Genomic DNA, 18,429 nt, shown 5'->3' on the forward strand with positions numbered 1-18,429 from the left:
ATCCCAGCGGGATGAATTCGGATCATGTGAATTCCGATGTTCGACCGAAATCGCACCCGATCAGGCCATCTCCTCCGGGCAGTCGCCACCGAGGGTGTCGCATCGGTCGACACCAGGTGACATCGCTCGTAGTGACGCAAAACTGACCGGCCGGCGGCTCTGCGTGCCCGTGCCGGTCCGCTAGTTTTCCGGTCCGGTGAACGGGACTGCTCGGCAGGCCCGGCACCTGCCCGTATCCGCCGTCGCCGGAGGAGAACCCATGACCGTCCCCGCGCAGCGGGGCCCCCGACGGCCCAACCGCACCGGCCGCGTCCTGCCGCTGGTGCTCGTGGTGGCGCTCCTCGCCCCGGTGGCGTTCCTCTTCGTCCAGCAGCGCCGCCACAGCGGCGAGGAACGCGACCTCATCGTCCGCGAGCGGCTCGGCGTGGAGTACCTGCGCGTCCTCGGCCCCCTCACCCTCGCCCTGGTCGACGCGCAGTCCGCCGCCGTCGCCGGCCGGACCGTGTCCCGGGAGTCGCTCGGCCGGGCCGTCGAGGACGTCGCCGCCGCCGACTCCCGCCTCGGCGACGAGCTGCGCACCCACGAGCGGTGGACCGGGCTGCGGGCCAAGCTGGAGGCCCTGCCCGAGAAGGGGCTGACCGACCCGCAGGCGACCTTCGCCGCGTACGGCGAGGCCACCGACCTGCTGCTGGCCCTGCACCGCAAGGTACGCGAGGCCTCGGGGCTGGTCCGGGACCGGCAGGCCGACTCGTTCTACCTCCAGGACGCGATCAGCGACGAGCTGCCCGAATCGCTCGTGGCGACCGGCCGGCTCGGCGACCTGGCCGCCGTCGCCGCCGAACTCCCCGACGCCCAGCGCATCGCCATGGTGTCCCAGCTCGGCGCCCTGTGGACGAGCGCCATCAGCCCCGCCAACGACCTGATCACCAACCTGCGCGCGGCCGTGGACAGCACGGACAGCACCAAGCTCGGCGCGAACGTGCTCGCCCCGCTGGACACCTACCAGCGCTCCATCGAGCGGCTCGGCGCGCTCGCCGCCCCGACCTCGTCGGCCCGGCTGCAGGACGAGGCGGCGACCGCCCGCGCGCTCACCAACCTCATCGCCGCCCGCACCGCCGCGCAGGAGGCCGCCAGGCAGCTCCAGCCCGTCATCCTCGACGAGTTGGACGCGCTGCTGACCGACCGGATCGACCAGCTCGACCGGGACCGCCGGCTCGCCGCCGGGGCAACCGTCCTGGCCGTCCTGCTGCTCGCCGCGCTCGGCGCGCTGCTGATCACCGCCCGCCGCGACCGACCGACCGGGCGGGACCGCCGACCGGCCGGCGGCGACACCGGCCCGCCGGCCGACGACGCCGGCTGGGACGCCCCGGCCGACCCCCGGGGGGCCGCCCCGGCCGGCACGCTCGCCCCGGTCGAGCCCCGGATGCTCCAGCCGGCCGGGCAGGGCCGCCCCGCCAGCGCCGAGCGGTGGGGGCCCTTCGATGCTCGCTAGGCTCCGCATCCGGGGCAAGCTCGCCCTGCTGGTGATCGTCCCGCTGCTCAGCATGGTCGGGCTCGCCGTGCCGATCGTCCTCGACCGGGTCGCCACCGCCGGGCGGGCGGCGGACACCGCCGAGGCCGTCCGGGTGGCCAGCCGGGTCGGCAGCCTGGTCCAGGACCTCCAGCAGGAGCGACTGCTCTCCGTCGGTCTGCTGCTCGGCCGGGCGTCCCGCACCGAGGTGATCCAGAAGTCGGCCACCGTGGACGACCGGGTCGCCGACATCCGCGCCGAGCTGGGCGGCCAGCTCACCGACCGGGTCAGGCTCGCCCTCGACCAGGTACGGGGGCTCGCCGACGTGCGCGCCGCCGTGCTCGCCGGCCGGGCCACCCCGGCCCGGGTCATGGAGGCCTTCGGCCCGCTCGCCGTGGAGCTGATCGACTCGCTGCGGCTGACCTGGAAGGTGGACACCACCACTCCCGTCGGTCAGCAGGTGCTGGCCCTGGACGGGCTGCTCCGCGCCGACGAGAGCCTGGGCGCGTGCGCCACGCTGATCGTCCTGGTCAGGGCGACCAGCGACCCGAAGACCGTCGCCAGCTACATCGCCTGCATGGCCGCGCTGAGCGTGGACACCGACCGGTTCCGCAGCCTGGTCACCCCCGAGCAGTTGGAGCTGGCCCTGCTGGACGACGCGGCGGTGGCCGCCCGGACCAGCCCGACGTTCATCGTCGACAGCGAGAAGGACCCTGTCGCCGCCATCGCCACGGTGCCCCTGGACACGCTCTTCCCCTCCGTCCAGTCGATGATCACCCTCGGCCAGTTCGTGGAGAAGAAGATCGCCGCGGACGTCACCACGCAGGTGCGCGCGGAGGAACGGCGGGCGCTCGTCGCCGCCTGGGTGGTCGGCGTCACGGCAGCCCTGGTCATGCTCCTCGTGGTGCTGCTCAGCATGGCGGTGGCCCGGTTGGTCGCCCGCCCGCTGACCCGCCTCACCCGCTCCGCCGAACGGGTCGCCCGGGCCGCCGAGGCGGAGCTGGTGCGGGTCGCCGACGACGAGAGCGAGAACGTCCCGCCGATCCGCCTCGACCCGGTCGACGTCCGGGGCCGCGACGAGATCGGTGACCTGGCCCGCGCGTTCGAGCGTGTGCAGCACACCGCCGCCCGGCTGGTGGAGCGGCAGGTCGCCGGCCGGCGCAACGTGGCGCAGATGTTCGGGCACGTCGGGCGTCGTACGCAGAACCTGGTGGGCCGGCAGATCGCCCTGATCGACCGGCTGGAGCAGCAGGAGACCGACCCCGGGCGGCTGGAGCACCTCTACCGGCTGGACCACGTCTCCAGCCGGTTGCGCCGCAACGCGGGCAGCCTCGTGGTGCTTTCCGGCTCGACCGGCGCCGACGGGCACGTGGCCCCGGTGCCGCTGACCGACGTGGTCCGGCTCGCGCTCGGCGAGATCGAGGACTACACCCGCGTCGACGTGCAGGTCACGGCCGGGGTGTCGGCGGCGCCGTCCACCGTGGGTGACCTGGTGCTGGCGCTGGCCGAGCTGATGGAGAACGCCACCGTCTTCTCCCCGCCGCACACCCGCGTGGTGGTGACGGCCGAGCCGACCGGGCACGGCATGCGGTTGTCCGTGGTGGACCACGGCATCGGAATGACCGAGGAACGACTGGCCGAGGAGAACGCCCGGCTCACCCGCCGGGAGCGGCTCGACCTCGCCCCGACCGAGGTGCTCGGCCTCTTCGTGGTGGGCCGGCTCGCCCGCCGGCACGGGTGGACGGTGGACCTCGCCCCGACCACCGGCGGCGGGGTCACCGCCCGGCTGGAGATCCCGTCGGCGCTGCTGGTCGTGCCGCCCGCCGGCCAGGCCGGGGCCCCGGCGACCGGGACGACCGCGCCGGACCGGCCGGGCGCGTCCGGCCGCCCGCAGCCGACCGGTTCCGGCCGGCCGCTGGCCGTCGCCGCCACCCCCCACCCCGGGCCGGCCGGCAAGCCGGTGGACGGGACCGTGGCGCTCGGCGTGGCCCTCGGCGTGGACCGCGAGCTGCTCAGCCGCGCCACCCGGTCGATGGAGTCGGGCGACTCCTGGAACGCCTTCGGGGCGGTCGCGGAGCCGCCGGCCGCCACGAACGGGCGCGCAGGCGCCCCCACCCTGGACGCCCCGCCGACCGTCGGCGGCACCCCGGTCGAGCCCGGCGCCGCCGCTCCCCCGGCGGCCCCCGGCACCGTCCGGTCGTCCCGTGCCGCCGGTCCGGTCGGCGGGGCCGGCGGCACACCGGTCCTGCCGGCCCGGTCCCGGGGCACCTCCTTCCCGACCGGGCTGCGGCCCGGATCCGCCCCGCAGCCCGGCGGGACGGCGCGGGGCGCGTCCGGCATCCGCCAGCGGGTGCCCGGCGCGAGCCTGCCCCACACCAGCCCGGTCGTCGGCCCGGTGGACGCCACCACCGCCGACCCGGCCGCCGCCCGCGCGCTGGTCGAGGAGTTCGAAGCGGGGGTACGCCGGGCCGAACTGCACCCCCCGGCGGCGCCACCGACGACGGCTCGCCCGACGGTCGCTCCCCCGGTGTCGGCCCGCCCGACGGCCGCTCCCCCGGCTGCTGCGGGCCCGGCGGCGGCTCCCCTGCTCACCGACCCTCCCCGGCTCACCCGTCGGGTCCCCGGTGCCAACCTGGCCGTCCCGCCACCCAGGCCCGCTCCCCCGTCCGACCCCGGCGACCCGGGAGAGGTGCGCGACCTGATCAACCAGTTCGAGGCGGGCGTCGCCCGCGCGCTGCGTGAAGCCCGTCCTGACCGCCGCTACGAAGAGGGATCAACACGGTGACCAGCCCGTACCTGCACGAGAACGTCGAGCACCAGCACCCCACCGACCTCAGCCCCGAGGCCCGCACGTTCAACTGGCTGCTGGACTCGTTCACGTCCAGCACCGCCGGCGTGATGGAGGCGATCGCGGTCTCCTCCGACGGGCTGCTGATGGCCATGTCGGCGATCAAGGACCGGTCCAACGCCGAGCGCCTCGCCGCCGTGGTCTCCGGCATGACGAGCCTCGCCGGCGGCGCGGCGAGCTGGTACGCCCTCGGCGGCCTGAACCGGGTCATCGTCGACATGGCCGACGGCTACCTGCTGATCAGCTCGATCAGCGCCGGATCGGTGCTCGGGGTGGTGGCCGACCGGTCGGCGAACCTCGGCACCGTGGCGTACGAGATGACCCTCTTCGCCGGACGGGCCGGCAGCGCCCTCACCCCACGACTGATCGCCGAGCTGAAGAACGCCGTCCAGCAGTGAGCCCGGAGGTCGCCGGCACCGGGCCGGATCCGGAACCCGTCGTCCGGATCCGGCCCTACCTGCGGGCGCAGTCCCCGGTCGACGGCGGGCCGGGCGAGTCGGCGGGCCTGCCGGGCGGCCCCGGGTACCCCGGCGGCCCGGGCGGCGCTTCCGGGTTCCCCGACGGCGCTACCGGCTTCCCGGGCGGCGCTCCCGGCTTTCCCGGTGGCGGCCCCGGCTACCCGGGGGGCGCCCTCGGCTTCCCGGGCGGCCCTGGCGACGGACCGCCCGGCAGCCCGGCGAACGACCTTCCCGGCCGGCTCGACGCCCCCGACCCGCACCTGCCGGCCGGGCCACGCCCGTTCGTGCTCACCTCCGGCAGGGTGGCCGGGGTGGACCCGGCGATCAGCCTGGAGACCCAGGTGACCGCCCGGCCCGGTCCCGGCCTCCGGGGCGCGGGGCCGGTATCCCGGCTCGCCCCCGAGCTCCAGGCGATCATCGCGCTCTGCGGAGAACCGATCTCCGTGGCGGAGATCTCGGCCCGGACCCGGCTGCACTTCGGCGTCACCCGGATCCTGGTCGGTGACCTCCGGGCCGCCGGCCACCTCGACGTGCACGTCAGCACCGCCAACGACGCCCTTGACCCCGACATCATCCTGCGAGTGATTGATGGACTCCGTGCGATCTCCTGAATGGCCGCCGGCCCCGCTGAGCGGGCTCTCCGCCAACAGCGCCGCCGCCCGCTACGGCACCCCGGCGGGTGCCACGCCGGCCAGCGGACGCGCCGCCCCGCCGACCACCCCGGCACCGCCCGCCGGGCTGCGGCACGGCACGCCGAACGCCGGCCCGGGCCGGTCCGCGCCCCCGATCCCGGTCAAGATCCTGGTCGCGGGCGGCTTCGGCGTGGGCAAGACCACCACGGTCGGGGCCATCTCGGAGATCGCGCCGCTGACCACCGAGGCGGAGATGACCAGCGCCGGGATCGGCATCGACGACCCCGGCGCGCGGTCGGGCAAGACCACCACCACGGTGGCGATGGACTTCGGCTGCGTGACGATCGACCGCAGCCTCAAGCTCTACCTCTTCGGCACGCCGGGCCAGAACCGCTTCGGCTTCATGTGGGACGACCTGGCCCGGGGGGCGCTCGGCGCGCTGGTGGTGGTGGACAGCTCGCGGCTGGACGACTGCTATCCGGCGATCGACTTCTTCGAGCGGGCCGGGCTGCCGTTCGTCGTCGGGGTAAACGCCTTCGACGGCCGGCTGGCCGTGGACCTCCCCTCGATCCGGTGGGCCCTGGCCATCTCCGACCAGGTCCCCCTGGTGCAGTTCGACGCCCGGGACCGGCTCTCGGTGCGGGACGCCCTGCTGGTCGTCCTGGACCGGGCGCTGGACCGGGCCACCCGGGACAGGAGGGACTGAACCGGCCCGGTTCGGTCCACACGCGGAAGGGGTGGCGACATGAGAGGTGATCTCGACGAGACACTGGCCCGGCTCGCCCGGCGTGAGGAGGCGCTCCGCCGCCGGGGTGCCGACCCGGGCGACGAGCCCGGCCGGGAGCCGGCGACTCCGACCGTCCCGGCGCAGGCCACGGCCCACCCGGTCGGCTGGGGCGAGCCGGCCGCACGGGCCGAGGCGCGACAGGATCCCGCCCCGGCCGTACGGGTCGACGCCGGAGCGGGATCCGACGCGGGGACGGGAGACGCCGCCGCCCCGGCCGCCCGCCCCCGGCCGGCGGGCGACGTCGACCAGGACCCGGCGGACGCCCTGCCCCGCCGGCCGGGCGGCGTACCGGCCCTGCCCGCCGCGCCGGCCCTCGCCCACCCCGCCGGCCCCGCCGGGCGGGACCCGGTCGACGAGGTGGCCGAGGCGGTCGCCCGGGTGGTGGCGGCGCACCCCGGCATGACGGTCGCGCTGCGCGTGGAGCACGACGGGCAGGCGTACCCGCTGCGGGTCGGCTGGTCGAACGGGCGGCTGACCGTCGGCGCGGAGGCCGCGACCGTACCGCCTCCGGTGTGGCCGCTGACGGTGAAGGCCGTGCCGGCGTGGCCGTCCGACGCCGACCGGCTGAAGGTGGACCCGGCGGCCCGGCTGGCGGAGCTGATCCGGCGCGACCCCTCGCTGCTCGACAGCACCGACCCCACGCGCTGACGCGGGGTGAGAGGGGGAGCCCTCTCTACCGTAGGCGTTAACAGGGGGCCCTTCCTTGCGGCTAACCTCGGGCGATGGCCGCACCCGCACCCGAACTGACCCTCGTCGCCAGCCTGCGACCGGCCGCGCTGGACGGCCGGCGCGGCGTGGTGCGGTTGCACCCGGAGGTGTTGACGGCGCTCGCGCTGCGCCCCGGCGACCCGGTGCGGCTCGCCGGCCGCCGGGTGACCGCCGGGATCGTCGCGCCGGCCGGGCCCGCCGCGAGCACGGCGCTGCTCTACGCCGACGACCTGCTCCTGGGCAACCTGGGCGAACGCGACGGCGGGCAGGTCACGGTGAGCCCCGCACCGGTGGTCCCGGCCCGCCGGGTGACCCTCACCGGGCCGGTGCAGGCCACCGCCGCGGTCTCCCCCGAGATGCTCCGCCTCGCGCTGCTCGGCAAGGTCGTCACCGTCGGCGACGACGTGTCCCTGCTGCCGCAGGACGTGCTGCCGGACGCCTCGGTGCGCGCCCTCGTCGCGGCGGCCCGGCACCGCCTGTCCAGCAGCGTCGGGTACGCCTGGACGAGCACCCTGCTCACCGTGGCCGCCGCCGAGCCGGACGTCGCCGCGCTGGTCACCATGGACACCGTGGTCGGCTGGGAGCACGGGCCGGCCACCCGGGCCGGCGGCTCGGCCGGTCCCGCCCACGCCGGCGCACCCGGCCACGCCACCGGGAACGGTCCGGCGGCCGGGCCCGACGCGACGACCGGGGAGACCGGGCCCGACGGGCAGGCCCCCGACGGCGACGACGCCGGGGCGGACGCCGCGCCCGCCGTGGACGAGCTGCCGGGGCTGCGGGCGCAGGCGCAGGAGCTGACCGAACTGCTCGACCTCGGGTTCCACCACCGGGAGGTGCTGGGCCGGCTGGGCACCGGCGTGTCGCTCGGGGTGCTGGTCGCCGGGCCGGCCGGGTCGGGCAAGTCCGCGCTGGTCCGGGCGGTCGCCGCCCGGGTGGGCGCCCGGGTCCGCCCGGTCTGGGCACCCGAGCTGGCCGCGCTCGCCAACGACGCGGCGGCCCGGCGGCTGCGCGCCGCCGCCGACGAGGTACGCGGCGACGGCCCCGCCGTGCTGCTGGTCACCGACGTGGAGGCGCTCGCCCCGGCCGACGACGCCGGGCCGGTGGCCACGGTGTTCCGCCAGGTGCTCGCCGAGACCGTCCGGGCCGGGGTGGCCGTGGTCTGCACGACCAGCCGCCCCGAGGCCGTCGACCCGGGGCTGCGCGCCCCGGACCTGCTGTCGCTGCGGATCACCGTGCCACTGCCCGACCAGGCGCTGCGCCGGGAGCAGCTGACCGTGCTGACCCGCCAGGTGCCGCTGGCCGAGGACGTCCGGCTGGACGAGGTCGCCGGGCGTACCCCCGGGTTCGTCGCCGCCGACCTGGCGGCGCTGGTGCGGGAGGCCGGGGTGCGGGCCGCGCTGCGGCAGAAGACGGCCGACGCGCCGACGGTGGCGATGGCCGACTTCGCCGCCGCCCTGGAGGTGGTCCGGCCGACGACGATGGCCGGGTCCACGCTGGAGCTGGCGGACGTCACCCTCGACGACGTCGGGGACATGGTCGAGGTCAAGCAGACGCTGACGGAGTCGGTGCTGTGGCCGCTGACCTACCCGGACACGTTCGCCCGGCTGGGCGTGCAGCCGCCGCGCGGGGTGCTGCTCTACGGGCCGCCCGGCTGCGGGAAGACGTACCTGGTGACCGCCCTCGCCGGCTCGGGGCGGGCCAACGTGCTCTCGGTGAAGGGCGCGGAGCTGCTGTCGAAGTGGGTCGGCGAGAGCGAGCGGGCGGTCCGGGAGCTGTTCCGCCGGGCCCGGGAGGCCGCCCCGACGCTGGTCTTCCTCGACGAGGTGGACGCGCTCGCCCCCGTACGCGGCCAGGCCAGCGACGGGGGCACCACCGACCGGGTGGTGGCCGCCCTGCTCACCGAACTGGACGGGGTGGAGTCGCTGCGCAACGTGGTGGTGGTCGGCGCGACCAACCGCCCCGACCTGGTGGACCCGGCGTTGCTTCGCCCGGGCCGGCTGGAACGGCTGGTGTACGTGCCGCCGCCCGACGGGGACGCCCGCGCAGAGATCCTGCGCGCCGCCGCCCGCAACGTCCCGTTCGCCGACGACGTCGACCTCGCGGCGCTCGGTGCCGGGCTGGACGGCTTCTCGGCGGCGGACTGCGCGGCGCTGGTGCGGGAGGCGGCGCTCGCCGCGATGCGGGAGTCGCTGACCGCGTCGACGGTCACGGCGGGGCACGTCGAGACGGCGCGGCAGCGGGTCCGCCCGTCGCTCGACCCGGCCCAGGTCGCCTGGCTGGCCGCGTACGCGCAGGCCCGCGACGCGCGCTGAGGCTCGCGCCGCCGCCAGGACGGTGCCGGGTGGGTCAGAAGGCGGGCGGGATGGCGTCGAGGGAGATCTCGGCGCGCACGGCGTCGCCGTCCTCGATCAGCTTCGCGCCGCACCTGCGGAGCACCGACACGGCACCGGAGTTGTCCCGGGTGGTCTCCGCCACCACCGTGTGCATCCCGGCCGCCGCCGCGAGGTCGAGCAGCTCGCGCAGGGCCGCCGCGCCCACGCCCTGGCCCCGGGCGGAGCGGCCGAGCCAGATGCCCGTCTCCACCGTCCCCGGCTCGGCGCGGCGGGTCATCCGGATCATGCCCAGCACCTCGCCGCCGACGAGGACCGCGTACATGGCGGTGTGGGTGGGGCCGTCGAGGCCCGCCATGCCCGTGCGGTAGTAGTCCCGGAACGCCTCCCGCCGGGCGTGCGACCAGCCGGCCGGCGCGTCGACCGGGGGCATCACGTCGTCGGGCTCGGCCTCGGCGACCGCCACCGAGAGCAGCGGCTCCAGGTTCCGTTCGTCCACCGGCTCCAACCGGACCGTTCCCGTCACGTGCCGAAGTCTGCCGTCCCGCACCCGCCCGAGTCCACCCTTTGGCCTCCCTCGACCGGTCCGGCAGCAGCTACGAGCCGGTCGGCGGGCCGGCGGTGGCTCGACCGGGGCCGAACTCGCAGAGGACGACGGAGGCGTCGTCGGTGGCCTTGTGCCGGCGCAGCCGGTCCGGCCGGTCGCGCTCGGCGGCGCGGACCCGGTCGAGGAGCGCGCCGGGCCCCTCGGCGGCGACCAGGTCGAGCAGGCCGGCCCAGTCGAGGAGCCCGAACTGCTCGACGACGCAGGAGGCACCGTCGGTGAGCAGGGCCGCCCGGCGCAGGCTCCCCGGGCCGCGCAGCGGCTCCGTGCCGGTGATCGCGTGGTACGCGGCGTCGGGGTCGGCGGCGGCGACCCAGTAGCCGTGCGTGCGGTTCATCCGCTCCCGCTGCACCGTGACGGCCCGCCGGAACCGGGTGACCGGGTCGTCGCCAGGGCCTGCGGGCAGGGTGGACGCCGTGCGGCGCAGGTCGGCCACCGCGTGCTCCAGCCGGTCGTCGGTGACGGCGCGCACCCGGCCGCCGACGTCGAGCACCAGCGGGCTGTCGCAGAGCACGAGCCAGTCCGCCTCCCCACCGCTCTCCCGCAGCAGGCAGACGGTCGACGAGGGCGTGCCGGGATGGTCGAGGTCGCAGTCGGTGCCGTGGTCGGCCCGTACCGCGAGGATCGCCGCAGCGAGGGTGCTCGCCAGGGTGGCTGCGGGCCGGGCGGCGGCGGCCAGCCCGATCCGGGCGGCGAGGTGCCGGACGTACCAGGCGGGGGAGTGCACGCAGCCGGTGGCGAAGCCCTCGGGCACGGTCGCGCCGTCCAGCACGCCGACCAGCGGGCCGAAGCGGAAGACCAGGTCCTCGTTGACGGCCCGGCCGGGTGCCGGCGCGGAGGCCGACCGTACCCGCATCGTCGGCCCCGCCGAGCCGGCGCGGGTGCCCGGCGCGGCCGCCGCCTCCGCCGGGGTCGTCGCCCGCCCGGCCGTCACGGTCCGCCCGGGCCGGGCGTCCCCGGCCGGTACGCCCCGGTGCGCTGCCGCCATGCTCCGCTCCCTCCGCCGGCACCCGCCTGACCCACCGGACGGGCCGTATGCACCGTCCCCTCCGGTGATCCGGCGCTGACCCGACGGGGAGGCGTCCCGGGTCGGTGCGGCCCGAGCACCAGAACTCGACGATACGGGCCGGTCACCACGGGTAGCGTCAGGATCGGATTTGGCCACCCGGAACGGGCCTGCGCGGTGCGCCGGCCGGCGGGCCGGGTGCCGTTCGACGGCGACAGGGGGATCGCATGTTGGCACGGTTGCACCAGTCGGGTCTCAAGGCGGAACACGCCTACCTGGCCGGCTTCGTCAGTATCGGCCTGTCCTTCACCAGCTGGTTCCTGTCCAAGCACCTGGAGCGGGCGGGGGTGGCCCGGGCGGACCGGTGGGGCATCTTCATCGGGGAGTGGGCACCGACGTTCTTCGCCATCGGCAACGGCCTGCGCAGCTACGAGACCGACTGAGTCGGGTCAGCGCCGCCGGTTGCGGGCCCGGGACGAGCGCAACCGGCGCAGCCGGCCGACGAGGACCGGCTCGGCGGCCAGCGCGGCCGGATTGTCCAGCAGCCCGTTGAGCAGTTGGTAGTAGCGCGTCGCGGAGAGGCCGAAGGTGTCCCGGATCGACTGCTCCTTGGCCCCCGCGTGCCGCCACCACTGCTGCTCGAAGGCGAGGATGCGCAGTTCCCTCTCGGTGAGGCCGGGGGCGGCGGCGACCGGCTCGGCCGGGTCCGCTCCGGGCTCGGGTTCGGGTTCGGCGGCGCCGGGTTCGGCGCGGGTGGCCGGGGCGGGGGTGGCGGCGTCCGGCGCGGACCGGGGTGGGGGGACGGTGACGCCCTCCCGGGTGCCCGTCGCCTCCCGGCCGCCGGGGCGCGCCGGCTCGGGCCGGTCGGTGTCGGCCGGGGCGGCGTCGGCAGGCGGCATGGCGGTCCTCACGCGGGCGGGTGAAGGGCCGGCGAAGCCGCGCCGGCCGGGGGGATCCCCAGCCTAACCAGGGCGGACCCGGACCGCATCGGACGTGCGGTGCGGTCCGGGCCACCCGGTGTCACCGCTCAGGCGACGTCCCGCCGGCGCATGCTGACCAGCGCCGCCCCGAGGACGACCACCAGCGCGACGGAGAACAGGATCGAGGCGTGCTGCCAGGTCAGGTCGAAGGTAGCGGGCTTGCACTCGCCGTAGTACGTGGCGTTGCAGGCGTTCCAGTCCTCCAGGGTGACCTTCTTCGTCATCCAGGCGAGCCCGTACGTCGGCAGCAGCCACGCCTCGACGAAGCGCGCCCCCGCCATCGACATCACGATGCCCAGGCCGAACTGGCCGACCACGACGGCCCCGATCGCCCCGCCGAGGGCCATCGCGGTGTGCCGGCCCAGCGAGGCCAGCGCGAACCCGATGGTCGCCGCGACCACGATCAGCACCAGCCCGCGCAGCCCGGTCAGCGCGAACGACTGCCACACCCCGGAGGTCATCTTCTCGGTGGTGCCGCGCAGCGTGCCGACGACCCAGAACCCGGCGGTCCAGAGCGTCGCGGTGGCCAGGGTCACGGCGACGAGTCCGGTGAGCAGCGCCGCCAGCTTGGTCAGCAGCACGGTGAGCCGCTGCGGTCGCCACAGCAGCAGGTTCATCATCCCGCCGGAGCTCCACTCGGCGCCGACGAAGGAGGCGCCGATCACGAACCCGAGCAGCGCCAGGATCGCGGTGAAGGTGACGATCATCTCCTCGAAGCTCGCCCGGAAGTCGAACGTCGACGGCAGGAACCACCGCGCCTCGATGCTCTCCGGCGGCGGCGGAGTGATCATCTCGCAGTCCGGCGGGAACCGGCCCTCCTGCTGCTGGTCCTGACCGGACGCCTTGGCCTGCTCGCAGGCCTTGCGCTCCTGCTCGGCCCAGCGCACCTGCTCCTGGTACTGCTGCTCGGCCTGCCGCTGGGCGGCGGCCTGCTGCTCGGGGCCGATCTTCTGGTTGGTGAAGAAGACCCCGACGAGGACCGCCCCGAGCACCAGCAGGCCGAGCACCGTAGCCCAGCGCGCGAAGCGCCGCTTGCCCAGCCGGCGCAGCTCCGTGCGATAGAGGCTCATGCGCCCCAACCTCCCCCGACGGTGCCGGGCTGACCCGCGTCACCGACCTTCGTGGACTGGTCGACCTGGCGGTGCTGCCCCGGCACGGGCGCGGTCGAGGTCAACTCCAGGAAGACGCTCTCCAGGTCGACCGTGACGGGGGCCAGCTCGCTGACGTAGAGGCCCTGGCCGGCGAGGATCCGGCTCACCTGGGCCGGCTTCTCGACGCCGGCGAGCATCAGGTGGTCGGGGTGGGCGGTGACCGCCACGCCAGCCCGGCTGAGCGCGTCGGCCGCCGCCGGCAGGTCGGTGACCGCCTCCAGCCGGACCCGCACGGCCCCGCCGGAGTGCTCGGCGAGCACCTGGTCGACCGGGCCGAAGGCGACCCGCCGGCCGAGCGAGATGATGGTGACCGAGTCGCAGATGAGCTGGATCTCGCCGAGGATGTGGCTGGACAGCAGCACGGTCATCCCGGAGGCGGCCAGGTCCCGGGTCAGCGTGCGCATCTCCCGGATGCCGCCGGGGTCGAGGCCGTTGGCGGGCTCGTCGAGGATGAGCAGCTTCGGGTTCTTGAGCAGTGCCGAGGCGACCGCGAGGCGCTGCTTCATGCCGAGCGAGTACGTCTTGACCCGCTCGCCGGCCCGGTCGCGCAGGCCGACCAGCTCCAGCACCTCGTCGACCCGGGTCTGCGGCACCTCGCCCGCCCCGGCCAGCAGCGACAGGGTGTCGCGGGCGGTGAAGTGCGGGAAGAACTGGGGGCTCTCGACGATCGCGCCGACCTGGCCGACGACGGCGGGCAGGGCGGCGGGCACCTCCTGCCCGAGGATCGCCATCCGGCCGCCGTTGGGCCGGATGAGCCCGAGCAGCGTACGCAGGGTGGTGGTCTTGCCCGAGCCGTTGGGGCCGAGGAAGCCGTGCACCTGCCCCTGCTCGACCCGCATGTCGAAGCCGTCGAGGGCGTGTCGGACCCCCCGGCGGCGGCTCTTGTACGTCTTGCGTAGACCTTCTATTTCCAGGACAGCTGACAAGCTGCGCCTCCCCCGATGAGTCGGTGACGACGCACACCATACGCGGTATGCAGGGGGAAGCAATACCCGGTATGCAGTCCGGCGCGTCAGGCGATGACGACGTGGACGCCCGCCGCGCGGAACGCCTCCACCAGCTCAGGGTTCGCGCCCGAGTCGGTGACCAGCGTCTCCACCCGCTCGACGGGGCAGATCCGGGCGAACGCGTGACCGCCCAGCTTGGACGAGTCCGCGATGATCACCACCCGCTTGGCGCGGGCCACCATCAGGTTGTTCATCGCCGCCTCGCCCTCGTGGTGGGCGGCGGCGCCGAGCTGCGGGTCGATCGCGTCCACGCCGAGCAGGGCGACGTCCAGGGTGACCTCGCGCAGCAGCGCCCCGCCCAGCGGGCCGACCAGCTCGAACGACTTGGGCCGCACCACGCCGCCGGCGACCACCACCTTCATCCGGGAGCGCACCAGCAGCTCGTTGGCGATGTTGAGCGCGTTGGTGACGACGGTGAGCTGCGCGCCCTCGGCGCTGGTGTTCAGGTCGGGCCGGACGGCCAGCGCGCGGGCCACCTCCGTGCTGGTGGTGCCGCCGTTGAGGCCGACCACGGTGCCCGGGGTGACCAGCGCGGCGGCGGCGGCCCCGATCCGCTGTTTCTCGGCCGAGTGCTTGGCCGTCTTGTAGCGCAGCGGCAGGTCGTAGGAGACGCCGTTGGCGACCGCGCCGCCCCGCGTCCGGGTGATCATCTGCTGCTGGGCGAGCTGGTCGAAGTCGCGGCGGATGGTGGCCTGGGAGACGTCCAGCCGCCCGGCGGCCTCCTCCACGCTCACCCGCCCGTTGTCAGTGAGCATCTCCAGCAGCGCGTTCCATCGGGCGTACCGGTCCACTGCGGCGCCTCCACTGACTGCACGAAGGGTGATTGATTGCGTGCACAGTAGTGCGCGAAACTACCAAGGTGCAAAACTCCGCTCTGCGCGATCGGGGACCCGGTTGCCAGAGACGCGAGGTTTCGCGCAGAATAACGCGCGAAAGGCGGCCGTATTGCGCCGTATTGCGCACGACCTCCCAGCGAGGAGTTCTCATGGCGTTCGTGCACGCGGAGATCGCGAGTCAACCCGACTGTTGGCGGGAGGCAGCGCTGCTGGCCCCCACGGTCGCCGAGCACCTGCCGCTCCCCGGGGAGCGGGTCGCCGTCGTCGGTTGCGGCACGTCGTGGTTCATGGCGACGGCGTACGCCGGGCTGCGCGAGGCCGCCGGCCACGGCGAGACCGATGCGTTCCAGGCGTCCGAGTTCCCCACGGGCCGCCGCTACGACCGGCTGATCGCCGTCACCCGCTCCGGCACCACCACCGAGGTGCTGGAGCTGCTCGCCGCGCTGCGCGGCCAGCTCCCCACCACCGTCATCGTCGGCGACCCGGCCTCCCCCGCCGTGGACGTCGCCTCCGCCGTGGTCGCCATGCCGTTCGCCGACGAACGCTCCGTGGTGCAGACCCGCTTCGCCACCACCGCCCTGGCCCTGCTCCGCGCCCACCTCGGCGACAACCTGGCCGCGCTCTCCGCCGACGCCGAGGTCGCCGTCCGGGCCCCGCTGCCGATCGACCCGGCCCGCATCGAGCAGGTCACCTTCCTCGGCCGGGGCTGGACGATCGGGCTGGCCCAGGAGGCCGCGCTCAAGTGCCGCGAGGCGGCCACCTTCTGGGCCGAGGCGTACCCGGCCATGGACTACCGGCACGGCCCGATCTCGGTGGCCGCGCCTGGCCGGCTGGTCTGGGCGTTCGGCGACATCCCCGAAGGGCTCGCCGAGGACGTCGCCGCCACCGGCGCCGCCTTCGTGCACAGCCGCACCCACGGCTGCCGCGCCGTGCTCACGAGCTGGGCCGCCGGGCGTACGCCGGTCGACCCGATGGCCGACCTGATCCTCGCCCAGCGGTTCGCCGTCGCCCTGTCCACCAGCCGGGGCCTCGACCCCGACGCGCCCCGCCACCTGACCCGCTCCGTGGTCCTCGCGTGAGCCCAGCCGACGCCGCCGGTCCCGCCGACGTCGTCGTCGCACTGGACGTGGGCGGCACCGGCATGAAGTGCGCGCTGGTCCGCCCGGACGGCAGCACCGTCCACACCGAGCGGCACCCCACCGACGCGGGCCGGGGCCCCGACGCGGTCGTCGAGACGATCCTCGACGTCGCCGAGGGGCTGGCCGGCAAGGCCCGCGCCGACGGGCTCGACCCCGTCGCGCTGGGCATCGCCGTGCCCGGCGTCGTCGACGAGGCCGCCGGGGTGGCGGTCTGGTCGGCGAACGTGGGCTTCCGGGACGTACCCCTGCGGGACCTGGCGGCGGCGCGGCTCGGGCTGCCCACGGCGCTCGGCCACGACGTACGCGTCGGCGGCCTCGCCGAGGCCCGGCTCGGCGCGGGCCGGGGCACCGGGCACGTGCTCTTCGTCGCGATCGGCACCGGCATCGCCGCCGCCCACGTCGTCGACGGCGTGGCCGCCACCGGCGCGCACGGCGCCGCCGGGGAGATCGGCCACATCCTCGTCCGCCCCGGCGGCCCGCGCTGCGGCTGCGGGCGCGACGGCTGCCTGGAGGCCGTCGCCTCCGCCTCGGCGATCGCCCGCCGCTACGCGGAGGCCACCGGCGCGGGATTGACCGGTACGGGGCCGACCGGCGCGGCGGGCGGCGGTGGGCTGGCCGGCGGTGGGCTGGCCGGCGGTGGGCTGGCCGGCACGCCCACGAGCGCCGCCGACGTGGCCGACCGGGCCGCCGCCGGGGAGCCCGCCGCCGCCCGGGTATGGGCGGAGGCCGTCGAGGCGCTGGCCGACGGACTCGCCACCGGCCAGTCCCTGTACGACGTGGAGGCCGTCGTGGTCGGCGGCGGCCTCGCCCAGGCCGGTCCCCGCCTGTTCGACCCGCTGCGCGCCGCGCTGCACGAGCGGATGACGTTCCACCGCCGGCCGCGCCTCGCCGCGGCGGCCCTCGGCGACGAGGCCGGCTGCCTCGGCGCCGCCCTGCTGGCGCTCGACGCCCGCTGATCTGTACCGGCACGCCTCACACATCTGGAGAAGCGATGACCCTGCGGGTGAACGGCAAGGTGGTGACCCCGACCGGCGTGATCCGGCAGGGCTGCGTGGAACTCGACGGCGACCGGATCACCGCCGTCGCCGAGTACCCGTCGGTGCGCGACGGGCACTGGATCGTCCCCGGCTTCGTGGACATGCACACCCACGGCGGCGGCGGGCACACGTTCACCACCGGCGACGCCGGATCCGCCCGCCAGGCGGCGGCCTTCCACCTGGGGCACGGCACCACCACCCTGCTGGCCAGCCTGGTCAGCTCGCCGTTCGAGCTGATGCGGGCGGCGACCGCCGCGTACCGGCCGCTCGTCGAGGAGGGCACGCTGGCCGGCGTCCACTTCGAGGGTCCGTACCTGTCGGCGGCCCGGTGCGGCGCGCAGAATCCGCAGTTCCTCCGCGACCCGTCCGTCGCCGAGCTGACCGAGCTGATCGAGCTGGGCGGGAGCGCGGTGCGGATGGTCACCCTGGCCCCCGAGCGGGACGGGGCGCTGGAGGCGATCAAGCTGCTCACCGCCCACCGGGTGGTCGCCGCCGTCGGCCACACCGACGCCACGTACGACCAGACCAGGGCCGCCGTGGCGGCCGGCGCGAGCGTCGGCACCCACCTGTTCAACGGCATGCGCCCGGTGCACCACCGCGAGCCCGGCCCCGTCGTGGCCCTGCTGGACGCCCCGAACGTGGTCTGCGAGCTGGTCGCCGACGGGGTGCACCTGCACGACGGCATGCTCACCTTCGTCACCGCCACCGCCGGCCCCGAACGGGCCGCGCTGATCACCGACGCGATGTCCGCCGCCGGCATGCCCGACGGCGAGTACGAGCTGGGCGGCCAGGCCGTCACCGTCGCCGACGGGGTGGCCCGGCTGGCCGCCGACGGGGCGATCGCCGGCAGCACCCTCACCATGGACGCGGCCCTACGGCACGCCGTGCACGCGGGCGTGCCGATGGCGGACGCCTGCCGGATGGTGGCCACCACCCCGGCCCGCGCCATCGGCCTCGGCGACCGGGTCGGCGCGCTCCAGGTCGGCCTCCGCGCCGACCTGGTCGTCCTCGACGACGACCTGAACGTGGTCCGGGTGATGCGCGGCGGCTCCTGGATGGAGTGACGTCGGCGCGGCGGTGCCTCTGCGCGGTGGCTCAGCGTGGGGTGACCCCCGTCGGCGCGGTGACGCCCGACGGCGCGGTGACGCGGCCGACCCGACAGGCGCACCACGCGCGCTAGGGAGCTGAGTCGTCTACGACATCACGCACCCGACGACGCGCGCTTCCGACCCCGGCGACGCGCACTCGCAACCCCGGACAACGCACGCCTGCGGCCCCGGACAACGCACGTTCGCACCCCCTGCACGACGCACGCCTGCGGCCCCGACGGCTTCCGATGACCACCGACGGCCACCCGATCCATCCACGACATCAGCTCGCTAGCGTCGGCAGGAGG

The 18,429-nt window shown here is 75.8% G+C and carries 17 protein-coding genes; 11 read left to right on the forward strand and 6 right to left on the reverse strand.

Translation table 11 applies throughout. The features are described from left to right. Positions 1 to 259 precede the first annotated feature (259 nt). From LPU61_RS10645 to LPU61_RS10675, 7 genes are all read left to right on the forward strand, one after another. Complete coding sequence (locus tag LPU61_RS10645) at positions 260 to 1,492, forward strand: hypothetical protein (RefSeq protein ID WP_229404807.1); 1,233 nt, start codon at positions 260 to 262, stop codon at positions 1,490 to 1,492. After that, complete coding sequence (locus LPU61_RS10650) at positions 1,482 to 4,295, forward strand: sensor histidine kinase (RefSeq protein WP_229404808.1); 2,814 nt, start codon at positions 1,482 to 1,484, stop codon at positions 4,293 to 4,295. Before LPU61_RS10645 ends, LPU61_RS10650 begins: the two co-directional genes overlap by 11 nt. After that, positions 4,292 to 4,756, forward strand: coding sequence for a roadblock/LC7 domain-containing protein (locus tag LPU61_RS10655; RefSeq protein WP_043965159.1), 465 nt, complete (start codon positions 4,292 to 4,294; stop codon positions 4,754 to 4,756). The genes LPU61_RS10650 and LPU61_RS10655 overlap by 4 nt, the downstream gene beginning before the upstream one ends. Continuing rightward, entirely contained in the window at positions 4,753 to 5,427 is a 675-nt protein-coding gene (locus LPU61_RS31855; protein WP_374199639.1) for a DUF742 domain-containing protein, read from the forward strand. Before LPU61_RS10655 ends, LPU61_RS31855 begins: the two co-directional genes overlap by 4 nt. Beyond that, complete coding sequence (locus LPU61_RS10665) at positions 5,405 to 6,154, forward strand: ATP/GTP-binding protein (RefSeq protein WP_229404809.1); 750 nt, start codon at positions 5,405 to 5,407, stop codon at positions 6,152 to 6,154. Before LPU61_RS31855 ends, LPU61_RS10665 begins: the two co-directional genes overlap by 23 nt. A 39-nt stretch (positions 6,155 to 6,193) precedes the next feature. After that, a complete protein-coding gene (locus tag LPU61_RS10670; RefSeq protein WP_229404810.1) occupies positions 6,194 to 6,883 on the forward strand; it encodes a hypothetical protein in 690 nt (229 codons plus the stop codon). A gap of 74 nt (positions 6,884 to 6,957) precedes the next feature. Beyond that, the gene (locus tag LPU61_RS10675; RefSeq protein ID WP_229404811.1) at positions 6,958 to 9,255 is read left to right on the forward strand and encodes an AAA family ATPase; all 2,298 of its coding nucleotides are present in this window, start codon (positions 6,958 to 6,960) and stop codon (positions 9,253 to 9,255) included. 34 nt (positions 9,256 to 9,289) lie between these two features. On the opposite strand, the gene LPU61_RS10680 is transcribed toward LPU61_RS10675, so the two are convergent. Both LPU61_RS10680 and LPU61_RS10685 read right to left on the reverse strand, forming a co-directional pair. After that, the gene (locus tag LPU61_RS10680) at positions 9,290 to 9,799 is read right to left on the reverse strand and encodes a GNAT family N-acetyltransferase (RefSeq protein ID WP_043965153.1); all 510 of its coding nucleotides are present in this window, start codon (positions 9,797 to 9,799) and stop codon (positions 9,290 to 9,292) included. A gap of 70 nt (positions 9,800 to 9,869) precedes the next feature. Then, positions 9,870 to 10,865 carry a hypothetical protein gene (locus LPU61_RS10685; protein WP_229404812.1) on the reverse strand — a complete coding sequence of 332 codons (996 nt, stop codon included), beginning with the start codon at positions 10,863 to 10,865 and terminating at the stop codon, positions 9,870 to 9,872. Positions 10,866 to 11,110: 245 nt separating this feature from the next. Here LPU61_RS10685 and LPU61_RS10690 point away from each other — a divergent pair, with 245 nt between their 5' ends. Next, a complete protein-coding gene (locus tag LPU61_RS10690) occupies positions 11,111 to 11,326 on the forward strand; it encodes a hypothetical protein (protein ID WP_043965151.1) in 216 nt (71 codons plus the stop codon). 6 nt (positions 11,327 to 11,332) lie between these two features. On the opposite strand, the gene LPU61_RS10695 is transcribed toward LPU61_RS10690, so the two are convergent. From LPU61_RS10695 to LPU61_RS10710, 4 genes are all read right to left on the reverse strand, one after another. Continuing rightward, positions 11,333 to 11,782 (reverse strand): DUF3263 domain-containing protein, encoded by a 450-nt coding sequence (locus tag LPU61_RS10695; RefSeq protein WP_043965149.1) that lies wholly within the window; start codon positions 11,780 to 11,782, stop codon positions 11,333 to 11,335. Between the two features lie 128 nt (positions 11,783 to 11,910). Then, positions 11,911 to 12,933, reverse strand: a complete 1,023-nt coding sequence (locus tag LPU61_RS10700) for an ABC transporter permease subunit (RefSeq protein ID WP_043965147.1) — start codon at positions 12,931 to 12,933, stop codon at positions 11,911 to 11,913. After that, entirely contained in the window at positions 12,930 to 13,940 is a 1,011-nt protein-coding gene (locus tag LPU61_RS10705) for an ATP-binding cassette domain-containing protein (protein WP_255700021.1), read from the reverse strand. The genes LPU61_RS10700 and LPU61_RS10705 overlap by 4 nt, the downstream gene beginning before the upstream one ends. Positions 13,941 to 14,026: 86 nt before the next feature. Beyond that, positions 14,027 to 14,812, reverse strand: a complete 786-nt coding sequence (locus tag LPU61_RS10710) for a DeoR/GlpR family DNA-binding transcription regulator (RefSeq protein ID WP_043965142.1) — start codon at positions 14,810 to 14,812, stop codon at positions 14,027 to 14,029. Between the two features lie 194 nt (positions 14,813 to 15,006). On the opposite strand from LPU61_RS10710, the gene LPU61_RS10715 reads away from it, so the two are divergent. From LPU61_RS10715 to nagA, 3 genes are all read left to right on the forward strand, one after another. After that, positions 15,007 to 15,936, forward strand: coding sequence for an SIS domain-containing protein (locus LPU61_RS10715; protein ID WP_043965140.1), 930 nt, complete (start codon positions 15,007 to 15,009; stop codon positions 15,934 to 15,936). Between the two features lie 62 nt (positions 15,937 to 15,998). Next, positions 15,999 to 16,952, forward strand: a complete 954-nt coding sequence (locus LPU61_RS10720; RefSeq protein ID WP_229404928.1) for an ROK family protein — start codon at positions 15,999 to 16,001, stop codon at positions 16,950 to 16,952. Between the two features lie 35 nt (positions 16,953 to 16,987). After that, the gene (nagA, locus tag LPU61_RS10725; protein WP_229404813.1) at positions 16,988 to 18,097 is read left to right on the forward strand and encodes an N-acetylglucosamine-6-phosphate deacetylase; all 1,110 of its coding nucleotides are present in this window, start codon (positions 16,988 to 16,990) and stop codon (positions 18,095 to 18,097) included. Positions 18,098 to 18,429 lie beyond the last annotated feature (332 nt).

This window comes from Micromonospora sp. NBRC 110038, from assembly GCF_020884815.1.
In the GTDB taxonomy this organism is placed as follows: Bacteria; Actinomycetota; Actinomycetes; order Mycobacteriales; family Micromonosporaceae; genus Micromonospora; species Micromonospora haikouensis.